Genomic DNA, 16,833 nt, shown 5'->3' on the forward strand with positions numbered 1-16,833 from the left:
TTATATTGCCATCCCTTAATTATGATATCGCAATGAATAAATTGCCCGATTTGGAACTGAAAATTCAAGCCGAGATTGATAAAATACACGCTGTTGCCAACCTGCTGCCGGGTGTAACCATTATACACCGGATGCCCGATTTTAAATTGGAATACATGTGCCAAAATGGGTTAAACCAACTGGGTATAACTTTAGCCGAATTTAGAAGCTATTCTACCTCCGATTATACGGCAAAATACTTTAACCCCGAAGATGCAGATACTTATGTGCCGAAGGTGAAAGGTATGGTTGAAAGAAATACCGACGAGGATATTACATTTTTTCAGCAGGTAAAAATAAATGGTAATCCAGAATGGGTTTGGCATTTAAGTACCATGAAAATTTTAATGCGCGATGATGAAGGCCTCCCTTTACTGGTGATTAATATGGCTTTTAAGGTTGATCCTGTGCAGCACGTTACCGCCAAAGTGGAGCGAATGCTGGATGAAAATACGTTTCTGCGAAAAAACTTAAGCAAGTTTTCCAGCCTGTCTAAACGCGAGTGTGAAATTTTACGCCTGATGGTACTTGGTAAAAGTTCTCCCGAAATAGCCAACCAATTATTTATAGCCGTAGGTACGGTTGATACGCATCGCAAAAACATCAAGCATAAACTACAGGCAAACACATCTTTTGAACTATCGCAATACGCGCGGGCGTTTGATTTGGTTTGAGGGGTTGGAGGGCTTACATGTAGGCAAATCCACTATCGATACCTAAATAATTTGACTTTGACTTTTTGAGTTTGAAATCGAAAAGGATATAGCCATGACGGGGCTTAAAAGGTTTAAACAGCATAGCGCCAAACTATGCCGTTTAAAGCAATAACACGGAGTTGAATGCCAGGCTATTAAAATGAAAGTTTTACTAAAAAGTTCACACGGTATTTTTATGTCGCTCTTCTTGGCCGTTTGGCTTTTGGGGCGTCGCCTGCAACAGGTCTTTTATAATTGCTGCTACTGTTGCCGTAGCTGCTGCCACTGCCACTGCGGTTATTAGTGCTGTTATATCCTCCAAAGTTTCTTTTGGGTGGTGGCGGCTTTACCGCGTTTTCCTCGTTTATCTTTACGTTCAGTGTCCTGTCGCCCATAGGGGTGCCATCTAAGGCAATTACTGCGTTTTCGGCACCTTCCCGGTCCTTCATTTCTAAAAAGGCATAGCCTTTACAAATCCTCGTTTTTTTATCCCGTACTATCTTAATCGTACTCACTTCCCCATGCAGGTTAATTATTTTAACCAGGTCAAGTTCCGTCATGTCCAAAGGGAATCCCCCGACAAATAATTTCACCATTAGCTTTAATGCTTTATTTAGATTTAAAGTTACTCAATAACCAACGAATATCGGTTTCGTTTTATATTAATAGCTAAAATTCTGAATATTTTTTTTGATGAGCGCTGAGTATCCGAGTTTATCAAATCAGAAATTATTGGTTAACAGTAGGTTTGCCTGGTCCTCGCCCTCAAAATCGTTAAGTTAAAAATGTAAAAGCTTTATCGCACATGCGCTAAACTGATCCGGAAAACCAAAGATTGGCTTTAAATTCCCGTTTATCCCCAAACAGCCGCGCTCATGTATTTTTGCTTTATATTACCAAATAGTTTTTGTTGGTTTGTTTTGTTAAGCAGCGAATCATCAACAGTGAAACAGAAAAAGAACATATCGTTATATTGGTCATGTCAGCTCATTGGTTGGTCGTTAGCTGGTTTGTTCTGGGGTTTTTCGGCCTGGATGCAAATGTATGCCGGCGGCCATAGCGGGCAATATAGTTACACGCTTGCGCTGATTCATTTTGTGCTTGATATCGACATTGGCATCCTGATTACCCATGCTTATTATTGCTTTGCACATAGGTTTAACTACACTCATTTAAAAGTGCAAAACATGGCTGTGCGCCTTATTCCGGCGGTGCTTTTAATGGGTGTATGTTACATGCTGCTGGTTACTGTTAAGCTGTACGCAGCTCGCTATTATTTTACATTTGCTTACAGCGAGAGTTTTTGGGCTTTTTTTAGTCAAAACTACGTGGTGCTGTTGGCCACAGGTATTAGATTGATGGCCATTTGGGTACTGGCTTTTCACTTGTACCATTATGCGCTGATGGAGATTGGCACCGCTACTGATAATGCCCGTTTACAGGTAGTTGCCCGCGATGCGCAGATGCAGCAACTATCGGCACAGCTTAACCCGCATTTCTTTTTCAACGCTCTTAATAGTGTTAAAGCGTTAACAAATACCAACCCGGCCAAAGCCCGGCGGGCTATAGATTTACTGTCCGATTTGCTGCGCGCCACCTTGTATGGCGGTCATGCAAGGCTTATATCCTTACATGACGAGGTTAATTTGGTGAGTGATTACCTGGAGCTTGAAAAAATCCGTTTTGAGGAAAGATTGCAGTTCTCCGTTGATATGGAACAAGGGATACAACATTTTTTAATACCTCCGCTAAGCATTCAAACACTGGTTGAAAACGCTGTAAAACACGGTATTGCGCAACAGAAAGATGGCGGCGAAATTAAAATAACTATAAAAAACACCGACGGAAAAATCCATGTCACCGTTTTAAACCCCGGCAGGCTCATTTCTGTAGGTAACGAGCACAGGCTTGGTTTAAAAAACCTGCAAGATCGTTTACTGCTACAATATCAAAACCAGGCCAGTTTTGTAATGGAGGAGGCATATGGCGATAAAGTTTCATCAACACTTATTATGCCGGTATCATGAAAAAGATAAAGGTGATTATTGTGGATGACGAGCGACTTGCCCGCGAAGAGGTTAGGACGGCGCTAAGTTATTACCCTGATGTAGAAATTGTTGCCGAGGCAGTAAATGCCGATGATGCAAAGCTTTTAATACAAAAACATCAGCCTCAATTGGTGTTCCTGGATGTGCAAATGCCCGAAAAATCGGGGTTCGACTTGTTGGAAATGCTGGATATGGTGCCCGAAGTTATTTTTACTACCGCCTTTGACCAATATGCAGTAAAAGCATTTGAGGCTGATGCGCTTGATTATTTGGTAAAACCTATCCGTGATGAACGTTTTGCCAAAGCAATGGAAAAAGTGAGGGCTAAGCTAAACACAACCACAGATAACAGGCAGATTTTTATAAAAGACGGCAGCAAATGCTATTTTTTAAAAACAGATGAAATTCACCTGGTTGAATCGATGGACAATTACGCGGTATTATATTTTGGCGATAAAAAAACATTCCTGAAACGCTCACTAAACCAGATGGAAGAAAGGTTGGACGCAACCACTTTTTTCAGGGTAAACCGGGCGCAAATCATCAACCTGGCCTTTATCGATCAAATTAGCCATCTGCCAGGCGGAAAGCTGAAAATCAGTTTAAAAAACGGGCAGGTAGTTGAAGTGTCGGAAAGGCAATCTGTAAAGTTCAAGGGGAAGCTGAAGGCTTAAAGCATAAGGCAGAAAGCTAAATGCATTGAGCAGAAACAAAAAAACAACAGGCTTTGGGCTTTAGGCCTTCAGCTTTAAACAAAAAAATCATGAAAAAACTAATGCTATTGCTGGCTTTAATAAGCCAGGGGGCAACTCTTTTTGCCCAAAAATTGCCTGATGCCGGCGTGGAAAAGTATGTTATTAATGATAGCGTGCTTATTAAAACCCCACAGGGGCATACGTTATCGGCTGTTGTTGTGCGCCGGCGCGATTTAGCCGGGCCGCAACCTGCGGCATTGCTGTTTTTTATTTACTCGGATACTAAAAGAAGTTTGACTGAAGCCAAATACGCTGCCGATCATGGCTACGTGGGCGTAGTGGCCGATGTACGTGGCAAGCGTTTAAGCCCCGAAGAAGTAGTACCTTATGAGCACGATGCAGAAGATGTTTATTGGGTGATTGACTGGATAAGCAAACAAAGCTGGAGCAACGGCAAAGTGGGGATGTATGGGGGCAGTTATTCGGGCTTTGCGCAATGGGCGGGTTTAAAATATAAAGTGCATCCGGCGCTTAAAACCATTGTGCCTTATGTCTCGGCAATTCCTGGCATGGGGCTGCCTATGGAAAATAACGTGTTCATTAACGCCAATTATGGCTGGGCCTTTTACGTAAGCAATAATAAATACCTCGATACCGCTACCTACAACAACCAGCAGCGCTGGCGTAATTTGAGCGAAAACTGGTATCAAAGTGGCGCGGCCTACAATAAAATTGATAGTGTTGACCATGCACCAAATAAATGGCTGCAACGCTGGCTTAAGCACCCAGGTTTTGATAAATACTGGCAATCCATGATTCCCTACGGTAAGGAATTTGAAAAAATCAATATCCCGGTGCTGGCTTTTGATGGTTATTATGACGACGGGCAAACATCCGGCTTGTATTACCTGCGCCAGTTGGCCAAATACAACCCCAGGGCCAACTATTACCTGGTACTTGGCCCGTATGATCATTTTGGCACACAAAGAGGGGGAGAACGTGTTTTACGGGGCTACCAGGTTGATTCGGTAGCTATCATCAACACCAAAGCAATTACTTTTGAGTGGTTTGATTATATCATGAAACAAGGCAAAAAGCCGGCCATCATCAAAGACAGGATCAACTACGAGGTTATGGGCGCCAATCGCTGGGACCATGCCCAATCTCTGGATAAAATGCACCAAAGCATGCTCCGGCTTTACCTCAGCAATGTAAAAAAAGATGATCAGTTTAGGTTATCCTTCCAAAAACCAATCACACCAGCATATCTTGAACAAGAAGTTGACTTTGCCGACCGTACTACATCCAATAATTACGCTTATCCGTTCCCCATTATTCAAAAAGATATTTACAGCAACGGTTTTACTTTCATAAGCGATAGTTTAAAACATCCGCTTATTGTGAACGGCGCTTTCCTGGGCCAAATTACTGCTGCTATCAACAAGAAGGATTTTGACTATAGCGTAGTGCTTTATGAAGTGATGCCCAACGGCGAATATTTTGAGCTTACCTACTTTTTGGGGCGGGCCAGCTATTCGTGGGATATCAGCAACCGAAAACTGCTTCAACCGGGCAAAATAACAATGCTACCGTTTTCAAACACCAAGGTGGTAAGCAGGCAACTGCGCAAAGGCAGCCGTTTGTTGGTGATTATCAACGTAAACAAAAATAATTTTTGCCAGGTTAACTATGGTACCGGCAAAGATGTAAGCTTTGAAAATATTAACGATGCCAAAACACCACTTAAAGTAAAATGGTACAACAGCAGCTATATAGAGGTGCCGGTATCAAAATAATAGCCGTACGACAAACTGTGTCGCACACGCAGGGCAAACGCATCTAATTGGGTTAACATAACTTAACATATTTCAGATATTTTATTTATAATTATTTGATAATCAATGTTTTATATTTAATCATGGTTAACACTAAAATGATCGCCCAATTTAGCATCCAAATATTTGTGCCTGTTGTTGGCCAATATATTTGATTGTTAATTAATTAACATCTGTTGTGGCCGTTTTTTGTTCCGGCATCAGCGGGTCAYATTTACGAACAGCGCACTGCACGTAAATATTGCGTCAAAAAAAACAGCATATTCTCAATTATAAAACAAGTCGGGCTCTATTAGTGTTAGTTGTTATACCTGCTTAACACAAGGATGATTATGGATACATCGACATTAAAAACCATTGCTTACCAACTAATGCAAGGCAATAAAGGCTTGCTGGCCATGGACGAAAGCACCACCACCTGTAACAAGCGTTTCCAGGAACTGGGCATTCCCCAAACCGAAGAATACCGCCGCAAATACCGGGATCTGATTGTAAACGCGCCAGGATTGGAGGAATACATTAGCGGTGCAATCCTGTTTGATGAAACCATCCATCAAAGTACTGCCGATGGCACGCTGTTCATAGATATTTTGAAGGGTAAAGGGATAATTCCGGGCATTAAAGTTGATGAAGGTGCCATTCCCATGGTGGGTTTCCCCGGCGAAAAGATCACCGAAGGCTTAGACGGCCTGGGCGACCGTTTAAAAAATTACTATCAAATGGGAGCCCGTTTTGCCAAATGGAGGGCTGTTATTACTATAGGTGCCGATATCCCGTCATCAACCTGCATCAAAGCAAATGCTTATACTCTTGCCCGCTACGCGATGTTTTGCCAGGAAGCTGGTTTGGTACCCATAGTGGAGCCCGAAGTGGTGATGGACGGCAATCATTCATTGCAACGATGCGCGGAGGTTACTACCGAGGTAATACATGCTGTTTTTAACGCCTTATACCAGCACCGTGTTGACCTGGAAGGCATGATCCTGAAACCTAATATGATATTACCGGGAGAGGACAGTGCCGAAAAACCGGGGCTCGATGAAGTGGCCGAAGCAACGGTTAAATGCTTTTTAAAAACGGTACCGGCATCGGTACCGGGAATAGCTTTCCTGTCGGGTGGGCAATCGGCCGCGCTTGCATCCGAGCGTTTAAACCGAATGCATACCCGCTTTGGCGATGTGATGCCCTGGGTGCTTACCTATTCTTTTTCGCGGGCGATACAGCAACCTGCGCTGGAACTTTGGAAGGGAAACGACGAAAATATTGTTGCTGCCCAACGTGCATTAGTACACCGCGCAGCCTGTAACAGCGCAGCCAAAATGGGTGTGTATACTGCCGATATGGAAGTGAACGGAAAGTGATTTTGTCAAAGCCTGCAACCCTCAATAATAATTTTGACTTGAACTGCATCAGGCTGTCTTGATCTTTTTGTTAAATATATACGGGACATAAAATAGTTGGTTAAATATTATATTTTAGAGGTGTTAAATGCCCCTGAGTAAATATGTTAGCCAATACCAGCCGATCCTTTTTACAGTTTTTTAAATTACTGCCCATAATTATTTTTTTGATGACAGGCGTGGTTTTTAATGCCGGCGCCCAGTCGTATTACCATGCAAAAAAAATAGATCTTCCGGCACCTTTTAAATATTCTGAAATAAAAGATATTACCCAGGATAAAGAGGGCTTTATATGGTTTATCAACAGCCAGGGTATTTGGCGGTTTGATGGTACAACTGTGCAGCCTTTTAACTCTCATTATGCCGATTTGCCTCAAAGTGCCGTGCCCGATTACATTTATGCCCATGACGATTATTTGCTGATTTTTTTTGAAGAGGATGCCAAAAGCCTTTTATTTACCTACAATACAAAAACTTTACAGCTAATTAAATATGAGATAGATACGCCACCGGCAGGTTTTTATAAAACCCCGAAAGGTGAACTTGAGTTTTATGGCCGCAGGGGGCAAAAATGGTTTTTTGCGCATCAAATGGTGATAAAAGAAAAAAAAGATCCCAATATAGTTCATTGGCTGGGCAAAGAAACGCTGCAAAATTTTAAAGTTGATGCCGATGGCAGCGTATACCTTTGTTACAACGAAAAAATTGCCCGTTTAAAAGATGGCCATTTTTTTGCCGGCCCGGGCGATACGGTTAAGGTGCAGGGTAATCCATCGTTTAAGTTTACACAATCAAAAGCTATCCTGGTATCATCAAAATATATATTGGATAAATTTGGTAATGGCTTTATCATCTTCGACAAAAAAACGCTGCAGCAGGTGTATGTATACAAGGGCGATGGTATAGCCATGATATGTTTATTGCACGATGAATTTATATTACTACAGGACGAAGCAGGCTCCCTGCAAGCCGATTCCCGGTTTTTTAAAATACAGCAGTCGCCATTTGTGGGGCAGGCCGATATTGTTAAAAATATTGCCCCCGAAATTCATTCAGATAAATTATTGGTAGCCACCAACCGGGGTATTTTTGAATTGATTGCCGATGCGGGCAATAGCTATAACAACAAACAGAACGCGGCAACTGGCGGCTTTTTTAAAAAGAAAAGTGTACGCAGCATTTACCGGATGGCTAACGGCAAGCTATATGTGGGCGTTTATGGCGGTTTTTTTGCGGTTGACACTACAGGAAGTATTCATGAAGTAAGTACTAATGTGGTTTACTGCATCAGCCGCATTGATGATCATTCGCTTTTATTAGGGATTGAGGGCGGGGTGGGTTTTGCAACACTTAATACCGATACCGATCAAATGACCTTTTTGAGCAATCCCAGCCAGCGTACCTATGGTTTTAGCCTGGCAAAGGATGGAGATAGTTTTTTGGCCGGTACCGCGTTTGTCATGTACCGAATATCAAAACAAGCAAACCAACAATGGCAGCTTCAAAAACTTTTCCGCAAGGATAGTCTGGGGTTTGTTAAGCAGATAAAAAAGATTAATAACCAATGGTGGATAGCCAGTGCTAATGGCTTATTCAGGCTTGAAAATGATACCGTGTTAAAGAGGATCTATCCGCAAACGGGTAGAATGACCATTTATAGCATGCTCCCCGAAAAGGATGGCGTTTGGCTGGGTACTGCCGCCAACGGCCTGGTGAAAATAAACTTCGGCGGTAAAGTGCTAAACCAGGTTAGGTTTAGCAACGGACTTGCCGGCGAGTTTGTTTACTCGTTGTATAACGCTAACGGGCTCATTTTTGCCGGTACCAACGGCGGTCTTAGCGTTTTTGATACCCATGCCGGTATGCTGGTCATAAGCCCGCCGGATTATGAAGAGTACAGCCAGGAACTTAATCACTCGGCTATTTTTTACGACGAAACGCGCCACCAGCTGATTATGGGCGGAGTAGGAGGGCTTTTGTTTATTGATATGGAGCATTACTCCCTGGCCAAAAGTAAGGAGGCCGATATGGTTAAGCTTTCCTATTTCAAAAAAGGATCAAACGGTGTGTTGCCTGGCGAAACCAATTTGTTTGCCTACCAACAACCCGGTATCACCCTTTATCCAGGCGATGTATTTATGGGCTTAAAGTTTGCCGGCAATAATATTTGGCACCAGGGTAAATTTCTTTTCCGTCTGCGCGAACTGGATAGCACTTGGCGTAAAGCCGACCTTGCCGACGAGATTAGCTTCTACAGCCTGTCCCCAGGTAAATATACTTTGCAGGCCCGGTTTGCATCGGCTGTTAATTCGCGTTACTGGCTTAGCAAAACCATCATCGTGGTGCCGCATTTTTATCAAACCTGGTATTTTGATGTGGTTGTAATTGCCATCATCGGGCTATTAATATACGCGGCCTGGCTGGCAAGGCTGGATCAAATCCGTAAAGAACAGTTGGTACGTACAACTATAGCCAGCGATTTGCATGACGAAATTGGCAGCGCGCTTACCCGGATATCTATGAGCAGCGAGCTCATGCACATCAGGCAGTCGGCAGATGCCAAGGTAATTGAACATATTTCGGACGATAGCAAGAACGCTATCGCATCCATATCTGATATCATTTGGTCAATAGATGCGCGTAACGATAACAAGGAAGATTTGTTGCTACGCATGAGGCAGCATGCCTTTGTGATGCTGGAGGACAATGCCGAGGTACACTTTGAAGCAACCGGGCTTGATAAGGTTGTAGACCTGCCGCAGCTGATAAGACAAAATGTTTACCTGATATTTAAGGAGGCCATCAATAATATTTTAAAGCACAACCACCATCCCGAAGTTTGGATTGAGTTGAAAAATCGCACGTCGGGTATGACCATCACCATAAAAAACACCATCAACGCGCAAACAAAAACAAGTAATTATACTGGTCAGGGCCTAAAAAACATGAAAATGCGGGCCGAAAGGATAAAAGGCAGCGTTAATATTGTTACCGGGGGGGACCTGTTTCTGGTGATTATAAAAATGAAAAAGTGGTGAGGGGAGGAAGTCCGGAAGTCAGTGAAGTCCAAAAGTTGGGAAGTCAGCAGGTCCCAAGTGGGGAAGTTGCCAGGTTCAAAATTTGCAACCCTTACCAAATTTGCAACTTTTACTCTTCCGGACTTTCGGACTTCCCGGACTTTCCCGACTCAATTCAAAAGATACCCTAATCATGTTATATAAGCAGCCAGTTTTTTTATACAACTTTACGATGTATGATAGCCATTTCGGTAATTGAAGATGATGTTTACATCAGGAACAGTGTCGCGCAGTTTCTGCAGATGCAGGCCGAGTTTGGCAATGTGCAATGCTATGGCAGCGTCGAAGAATTTATGGCAGCCAAAAATCGTAGTCCCGATGTTATCCTGCTGGACATAGAGCTGCCGGGCATGACAGGGATTGAAGGCGCTTTCCGCATTAAACAAAAATGGCCGGCTGTAAATATCCTGATGTTAACGGTATATGAAGAGAAGGACCGCATATTCAAAGCATTACAGGCGGGTGCAAGCGGCTACCTGTTAAAAAACACTCCATTAACAAAGCTAAAGGCGGCCATTATAGATGTGTTGGATGGCGGTGCTCCTATGAGCCCCGTGGTGGCCAAAAAAGTTGTGGCTTATTTTGCTGCAAAGCCCATGGCTGCCGAGCCCGAAAGTAACGAACAGTTAACCGCCCGCGAGCAGGAAGTTGCCAAATTGCTTATTGTTGGCGATACCTATAAACAAATAGCCCATCGCTTATTCATCTCGCCCGATACCGTACGGCAGCACATTAAAAATATTTACCGCAAACTCCAGATTAATAGCCGCATACAGTTGGTTAATGAGTTTAATTCCAAAAACTCGTCCTATTGAAGGGCACATACACTATTCTTGAAAAATACCCCAAACATGTTATTTATACTGCTTGAGCAGGTGTTACATTTGATATCAAATAGCGTGTATTAAACGGAAGAGGTTTGTTTTTAATGCAACTTTTTAATAAAAGTCAATCCCTTACCCTTATTATATCATAAACATGCGGCCATACCAGCAGGAAACTGTTTAACAACGTTTTCCTGCCAGCCGCTCATTATTAGTTTTCTTTATAGTTTTACATAGTTAAGCCCGCCGGTTAAATGACCGGCCGGCTTTTTAAGTTCGACACTCATCTCATCGGCCTTTAGCCCTTACATCCAAAAGTCTTAACTCTTGATTCTTGCCTCTTAATTCTTTCCGCTCTGTAACAATCTTTAAACACGTTCAAATAAAAAAAAGCATTAATTTGCGCTTTAAACATAAGTTGACACTCATGAATAAATATTTACTCACCATTCCGGCGTTTGCCTGGGTTATGTCGGCGTATGCCCAGCAGGGTAACCCCTTAACCACAAAGGATTATGAACATGCCGAAAGTTTCATGTCCTATAATACCGCCCCGTTTGTTGACCGGGCCGATGTAAGGCCTAACTGGTTACCAGGCGATAAATTCTGGTACCGCGTACTCACTGCACAAGGCAGCGAGTTTGTATTGGTTGATCCGGTTAAGAAAACACGCGAAGCAGCCTTTGACCATCAAAAACTGGCCCAGCTGCTTTCGGGGGCTTCGGGCAACAAATACGATGGTAATATGTTGCCTTTTCAAACCATCAGCTTCTCGGCCGATGGTAAAAAAATAATGTTTACGGCAGCCGATAAACACTGGCAGTATGACCTGGCCACAGACCTGGTTACTCCCGGCGTGGAACAGGAACACGGCCGCATGCAGCCTGGCGGACGCAGGGGCAAAACAGAAGAAGTATTATCGCCAGATGGCAGCCGGGCAGCCTATATCAAAGATTACAACCTTTGGGTGCGCGATACAAAAACAGGCAGCCAAACCCAGCTAACTACCGACGGTATTAAAGATTTTGGCTACGCCACAGATAATGCCGGTTGGCAAAACTCCGACGCGGCAATTTTACGCTGGTCACCGGATTCAAAGAAGATAGCCACCTTTAAGCAGGATCAGCGTAAGGTAAGCGATATGTACCTGGTTACCACCAACGTGGGCAAGCCGGTATTGAAGCAATGGAAATACCCTTTGCCGGGCGATGAAATTGCGATGATAACCAGGGTGATTATTGAAGTGGATCATCCTAAGGTAATTACCCTGCAGGTGCCGCCAGATGCACACCGTGCTACCCTGAGCGACGACATCAGCAGCAGCGGCACATTTGATGACGTGGATTGGAGCGCTGATGCTTCAAAGCTGGCCTTTGTATCCACCTCGCGTGATCATAAAAACGAGAAATTCCGCATTGCCGATGCCGCAACTGGCGCCGTTAAAGAGATTTTTGAAGAAACCGTTAAAACTCAGTACGAATCGGGCTGGGGAGCTATCAACTGGAAGTTTTTACCCAAAACCAACGAGATCATCTGGTTTTCTGAGCGCGACAACTGGGGCCATTTGTATTTATACGATGCAGCCACCGGTAAAGTAAAAAATCAAATTACCAAAGGCGATTTTGTAGTAACCCGGGTATTAAAAGTTGATGAGAAAACCCGTACAGTTTATTTTATTGCCGGTGGCCTTGAAAAAGTGAACCCATACTACAGCCAGTTATGTAAAGCTGGATTTGATGGTAAACACTTCGCGGTGTTAACACCCGAAGAAGGCAACCACAATACTACATTATCGCCAGGTGGCGGTTATTTTGTTGACAGCTATTCTAAACCAGACGTTCCGCCTGTTACCGTTTTACGCAGTATGGATGGTAAGCTGATAACCAACCTGGAAAAAGCCGATGTATCAAGGCTAACCGCTACCGGCTGGAAAGCGCCGACCCCGGTTAAATTGATTGCCGGTGATGGTAAAACTGATATTTACGGACTGATTTTTACGCCAACTAACATGGATGCCGGTAAAAAATATCCGGTTATTGATTACATATACCCGGGCCCGCAGGGCGGGAGCGTAGGCAGCTGGTCGTTTGTGGCTTCAAGAGGCGATAACCAGGCATTAGCCGAACTGGGTTTTATTGTGGTAGTAATTGAAGGCACCAGTAACCCGCTGCGTTCAAAAAGTTACCACGACATGAGCTACGGTAACATGTCTGAAAATACCTTGCCGGATCAGATTGCTGGCATCAGGCAATTATCAAAACAATACCCTATTGATACCAATAAAGTAGGCATATGGGGCCACTCGGGCGGCGGCTTTGCAACAGCTGCGGCCATGTTCCGTTACCCGGATTTCTTTAAGGTGGGTATTTCCGAATCTGGCAATCATGACAATCGTAACTACGAGGATGACTGGGGCGAACGATACGATGGCCTGGTATCAAACTCTGATTATGCCGCCCACGCCAATGAAACTTATGCCAAAAACTTAAAAGGCAAGCTAATGCTGGCCCACGGTTTAATGGACAATAACGTTCCGCCATACAATACCCTTTTGGTTATTGAAGCGTTGGAAAAAGCCAATAAAGACTATGATTTAGTAGTATTCCCCAACATGCCGCATGGTTATGGCCCTTACTCGCCTTACATGATGCGCCGCCGCTGGGATTACTTTGTGAAAAACCTGTTGGGTGTTGAAACACCGCACGAATATGTATTGAAATCCAAGACAGATCCGAGGAATAAAATACAATAATTTTGAAAAAAAAGTATTGCCCTTGAACTATACGAAACTAAAAGCTTCGTATAGTTCAAGGGCTTTATGTTTTTTAATAACTGGCTTTTAAAACACTATATTTTCCCTATTGTTACTTCAATGCTGTAACTTTTTGTAGGCCAGATTTATATTCAATACCGGCCATGAGGCAAAGTTAAGCAGCACAAAACTATAAGTGTACCATTTTACCATCGACGAAGTAAGCACACCCCAATAAGATAATACATCACAAAAGGAATGGCGGGAATAGCTACCAGGTAGCCTGCTGTGCCAAAAGGCTCTGGCCAGGAAGGAGGTATTAGGTCCAGCAAAATGGCAATTAAACTGCAGCCTATATACCAACGGGATGCAGGTTTGCTAAGTGAGCCAGTTATTTTGAGCGCCACCGCAAAAAGGAGGATGCCCAGGTAAAACAATATAACTTCGGCCACGCTGATCACATAAAATAAACTTTTTATGGCAACGTACAAATCCGGGCGTTTCGCGGTGGGGCTTGCAGCAAATACCCGGAAAGCATCGGTAAGGTAATAACCCCAGAATGCCATATTGATGATAAAAAGGGGCATGGCTATATTCAGCACTGCAAATGCTAATACCGAATACAGGTTTTCGCCTGCTTCTTGCAAACGGGTTTTCAGCAGGGCGGCACCCAACAAAAGTAAAATTCCGCCTGCTATAAGGATCGTGTAGCGTGTTTGCTGTTCGGCAGCGGTATTAACCCAGCCCTGCAGTGTTGCCGGTGGCGGGCCCATGCCCGCAAAGATGGAAAATAACAACCATGGTATAAATAGTAACAGCGCGGTAATAACCTGTTGCCTGCCTGTTCCATCTTGTTTCCAAAGCCGGTGTACACCAAGGTTATATGCGGAGAAGATCATCAGACAGGCATTTAACCCCCAAATGGGTAAATAAAATTTATAACTTACCGAACCTATGCCAAAACCAATAGCCATCGTTACCGGTGGAACAAGCCATAGGTATGCCAGGCTCAGTTTTTGTTTACATGTGGTAGAATCGTTATACATGTCAATTATTTTATTCCTTTTTCCAGTTTGGCATTTTGCCCGGCGAGGATCTTCCAGGAACCATCGCGTTTTACCAGTACAATCATTCTCCTGAACTCAAACATTTGGCCGGGAAACCGTTCGTCATTATCTAGGCCTGTACGCACGTGCGAAATAGCCAGGTTAGGATACGGATAGGTAATATCTTCAACTGCGCGGGTATAATAATGAGTGGCTTTAAAGTACGTGGTGTGTACTTGCTGATAATGAAATTGAATATCATCCCGCCCTTTATAATAAGCACCAAACCAGTTTACCCAGGTGGCATCAACGGTATAATTATCGGCCAGGCCTTTAGGGTCGTGGCGGTTCCAGGCATCTTCGTAATTTTTAATAAGCTGCCTTATCTGCGGGTTTTCCTTAGTGGTGTCTGTTTGCTGGCTGTAGGCATTAAAGCCATACAGCCAGCACAGGCTAACTATTACTAACTTAAAACTAATGAATTTCATAGGTATTTATTATACGGTAAATAGATTGGGGTTTAAAAAGCTTTCAGGATGTCAATTGGCGGCCCAACCCGCTCAAAGCCGTGCTGTTTCCTGAATTCGTCCTGCTCGGCTTCGGGCTTGCCTTTCATTTGCCCTTCGCTTATCGCTATAAAACACGCCTCCATTTTACCTGCCGGCTGGAAAGTAGTGAGCATACGCCCAACACCTTCTCCAACCTTCGAAAATGCATGGGGCACTCCACGAGGGCCAAACACACTGTCGCCGGGCTTAACATGGTGCATTTTATCGCCCACTTTTATTACAAACTCACCTTCCAAAATATACCACCATTCGTCCTGGTTATAATGAAGGTGCAGGTTTGGGCCTCCTTTTTTTACACGCGATGATTCATACACATACAAATCGCCATCGGTGTCGTTGGCAGATACTTTGGTGTAAAAAGTATCTCCATCAAACAGCTTAATAGGTTTTTGGAAGCGGTCGGTCCCGGAATCTATTTTATAGCCGGTTTTTTCCCTAAGCATGGTATAACTTTTGGCGATGCTGTTGATCGGGCTGGCTAAAACGGTGCCGGTTACGGATAGTATTCGGAGGAAAGTTTTACGTTTCATAGTTTAGTGATTATTTAATGAATAAATCATCTGCGGCCCAGGTTGGATTTTTGGCGTAAGCTTTCCAGAATATCTGGTCCAGGTCATTGTCAAATTTGACTTTCAAACTGCGCGTATTGGTCAAAATCACAAAGTTAAATCCATTTTCGAGGCGGGCCTGCTCAGTGGCCGTACCGGGTAAACTTCCTGTGTGATAATAGTTATTGCCTGCAATGCCCCAGCCGCATCCATAAGTTGCATTGGCTGTTGAGCCTGTATACATGGTTGTTAACGCCGTTGAAGAAAGAATGTCTGTACGTACCGGAAATTTATCAACATAAACCAGGAACCTGGCCAGGTCCGCAGCGGTGGCAACCCATCCTCCGTGCGAGTCCATTCTGCTGATATTGTAGGCGTAAGGATCTTCGCCATATTGGCCGTAATAGGTAACTTCTTTGGGTAGTTTCTGGGCAAATGTGTTTCCGCCGATAGTCATATCCGTAATTCCGATTGGTGTTAACACCAATGTTTTTACCGCATCTTCATAAGTTTGCCCGGTAATTTTTTCTATCACGCGGCCTAATATGCAATACCCAAAGTTCGAGTAATCGTAATTGGTACCCGGTACATGGTCAAGCGGGCGGTTGTCTAAAGTCCAGGTGATGAGTTGTGCAGCTGTCAATGTTGGGTTACTGAACATCGGGTCGTTCACTTCATTACCCCAGCCTCCGGATGTATGGTGCAGCAGTTCATCAACTGTAATATCGGTAATATGTGCGCCGTAGGCTTTTGTACCATAGGTTTTGCCCAATAAAGCGCCATCGCCAAATACTTGGTCGGTGAGCTTTATTTTACCCTGATCAAGCAATTTCATAATGGCCACGGAGGTAAATTGCTTTGAAAGACTGGCTAACCGGTAACGATCGCTGATCGCCGCTTTGGTATCCTTAGTTTTATCACTTATGCCATACGCTTTCAGGTAAACCAATTTTTCTCCTTTGGTGATGGCTACGGATACTGACGGTACGTTATAAGTAGTCATAAAGGTATTTACTTCATCATCTAAAGCAGCTACAGCAATTTTGCTGGGAGTAAGGGTGTCAACCACTGTTCCCGTTCCTGTGCCAGTGCCTGTACCTGTTCCCGTCCCGGTGCCAGCTCCTGTACCCGTTCCGGTGCCAGTGTCTGTTTTAGTTGCCGGGGCCGACTCTTTGCCGCAGCCGGCAAAAAACAGCATGCCGGCAACCGCAACTAATTTGGTAAATTTTAAAATATCCACCGCAAAGCAGTAAATCCCGGATTTATAAATTTTTTTCATAGGTAGTAGGCTTGTTGTTTAATGGT

General features: G+C 43.8%; 13 protein-coding genes. 8 read left to right on the forward strand and 5 right to left on the reverse strand.

From position 1 onward, the window contains the following. The coding region (locus AC1DV1_RS22950) for a response regulator transcription factor (RefSeq protein WP_477364034.1) at window positions 1-713 on the forward strand (713 nt) is incomplete at its 5' end. Between the two features lie 215 nt (window positions 714-928). Here the strand turns inward: AC1DV1_RS22950 and AC1DV1_RS22955 are convergent. Beyond that, window positions 929-1,330 (reverse strand): RNA recognition motif domain-containing protein, encoded by a 402-nt coding sequence (locus AC1DV1_RS22955; protein WP_477364037.1) that lies wholly within the window; start codon window positions 1,328-1,330, stop codon window positions 929-931. 348 nt (window positions 1,331-1,678) lie between these two features. Here AC1DV1_RS22955 and AC1DV1_RS22960 point away from each other — a divergent pair, with 348 nt between their 5' ends. The 7 genes from AC1DV1_RS22960 to AC1DV1_RS22990 all read left to right on the forward strand — a co-directional run bounded on the left by AC1DV1_RS22960 (window position 1,679) and on the right by AC1DV1_RS22990 (window position 13,365). Continuing rightward, window positions 1,679-2,761: a sensor histidine kinase gene (locus tag AC1DV1_RS22960; protein ID WP_477364040.1), complete on the forward strand. Its 1,083-nt coding sequence runs from the start codon at window positions 1,679-1,681 to the stop codon at window positions 2,759-2,761. Further along, window positions 2,758-3,456, forward strand: coding sequence for a LytR/AlgR family response regulator transcription factor (locus tag AC1DV1_RS22965; RefSeq protein ID WP_477364043.1), 699 nt, complete (start codon window positions 2,758-2,760; stop codon window positions 3,454-3,456). The genes AC1DV1_RS22960 and AC1DV1_RS22965 overlap by 4 nt, the downstream gene beginning before the upstream one ends. 89 nt (window positions 3,457-3,545) lie before the next feature. Beyond that, complete coding sequence (locus AC1DV1_RS22970; RefSeq protein WP_477364047.1) at window positions 3,546-5,273, forward strand: CocE/NonD family hydrolase; 1,728 nt, start codon at window positions 3,546-3,548, stop codon at window positions 5,271-5,273. A gap of 371 nt (window positions 5,274-5,644) precedes the next feature. Further along, window positions 5,645-6,673 carry a class I fructose-bisphosphate aldolase gene (locus AC1DV1_RS22975; RefSeq protein WP_477364050.1) on the forward strand — a complete coding sequence of 343 codons (1,029 nt, stop codon included), beginning with the start codon at window positions 5,645-5,647 and terminating at the stop codon, window positions 6,671-6,673. 209 nt (window positions 6,674-6,882) lie between these two features. Next, on the forward strand, window positions 6,883-9,750 hold the full coding sequence (locus tag AC1DV1_RS22980; RefSeq protein WP_477364053.1) for a sensor histidine kinase: 2,868 nt from the start codon (window positions 6,883-6,885) through the stop codon (window positions 9,748-9,750). A 215-nt stretch (window positions 9,751-9,965) separates the two neighbouring features. Further along, window positions 9,966-10,604 carry a response regulator gene (locus AC1DV1_RS22985; RefSeq protein WP_477364056.1) on the forward strand — a complete coding sequence of 213 codons (639 nt, stop codon included), beginning with the start codon at window positions 9,966-9,968 and terminating at the stop codon, window positions 10,602-10,604. Between the two features lie 436 nt (window positions 10,605-11,040). Further along, a complete protein-coding gene (locus AC1DV1_RS22990; protein WP_477364059.1) occupies window positions 11,041-13,365 on the forward strand; it encodes a S9 family peptidase in 2,325 nt (774 codons plus the stop codon). A 206-nt stretch (window positions 13,366-13,571) separates the two neighbouring features. On the opposite strand, the gene AC1DV1_RS22995 is transcribed toward AC1DV1_RS22990, so the two are convergent. Genes AC1DV1_RS22995 through AC1DV1_RS23010 form a run of 4 tightly spaced genes read right to left on the reverse strand, consistent with a single transcriptional unit; the run spans window position 13,572 to window position 16,807 of the window. Continuing rightward, window positions 13,572-14,411, reverse strand: a complete 840-nt coding sequence (locus tag AC1DV1_RS22995; RefSeq protein WP_477364062.1) for a hypothetical protein — start codon at window positions 14,409-14,411, stop codon at window positions 13,572-13,574. Between the two features lie 5 nt (window positions 14,412-14,416). Further along, window positions 14,417-14,899: a YybH family protein gene (locus AC1DV1_RS23000; RefSeq protein WP_477364065.1), complete on the reverse strand. Its 483-nt coding sequence runs from the start codon at window positions 14,897-14,899 to the stop codon at window positions 14,417-14,419. Window positions 14,900-14,931: 32 nt separating this feature from the next. Then, the gene (locus tag AC1DV1_RS23005) at window positions 14,932-15,510 is read right to left on the reverse strand and encodes a cupin domain-containing protein (protein WP_477364068.1); all 579 of its coding nucleotides are present in this window, start codon (window positions 15,508-15,510) and stop codon (window positions 14,932-14,934) included. A 10-nt stretch (window positions 15,511-15,520) separates the two neighbouring features. Further along, window positions 15,521-16,807 (reverse strand): serine hydrolase domain-containing protein, encoded by a 1,287-nt coding sequence (locus AC1DV1_RS23010; protein WP_477364071.1) that lies wholly within the window; start codon window positions 16,805-16,807, stop codon window positions 15,521-15,523. Window positions 16,808-16,833: the final 26 nt, after the last annotated feature.

The sequence above is a fragment of the Mucilaginibacter sp. P4_D1 genome (assembly GCF_056401935.1).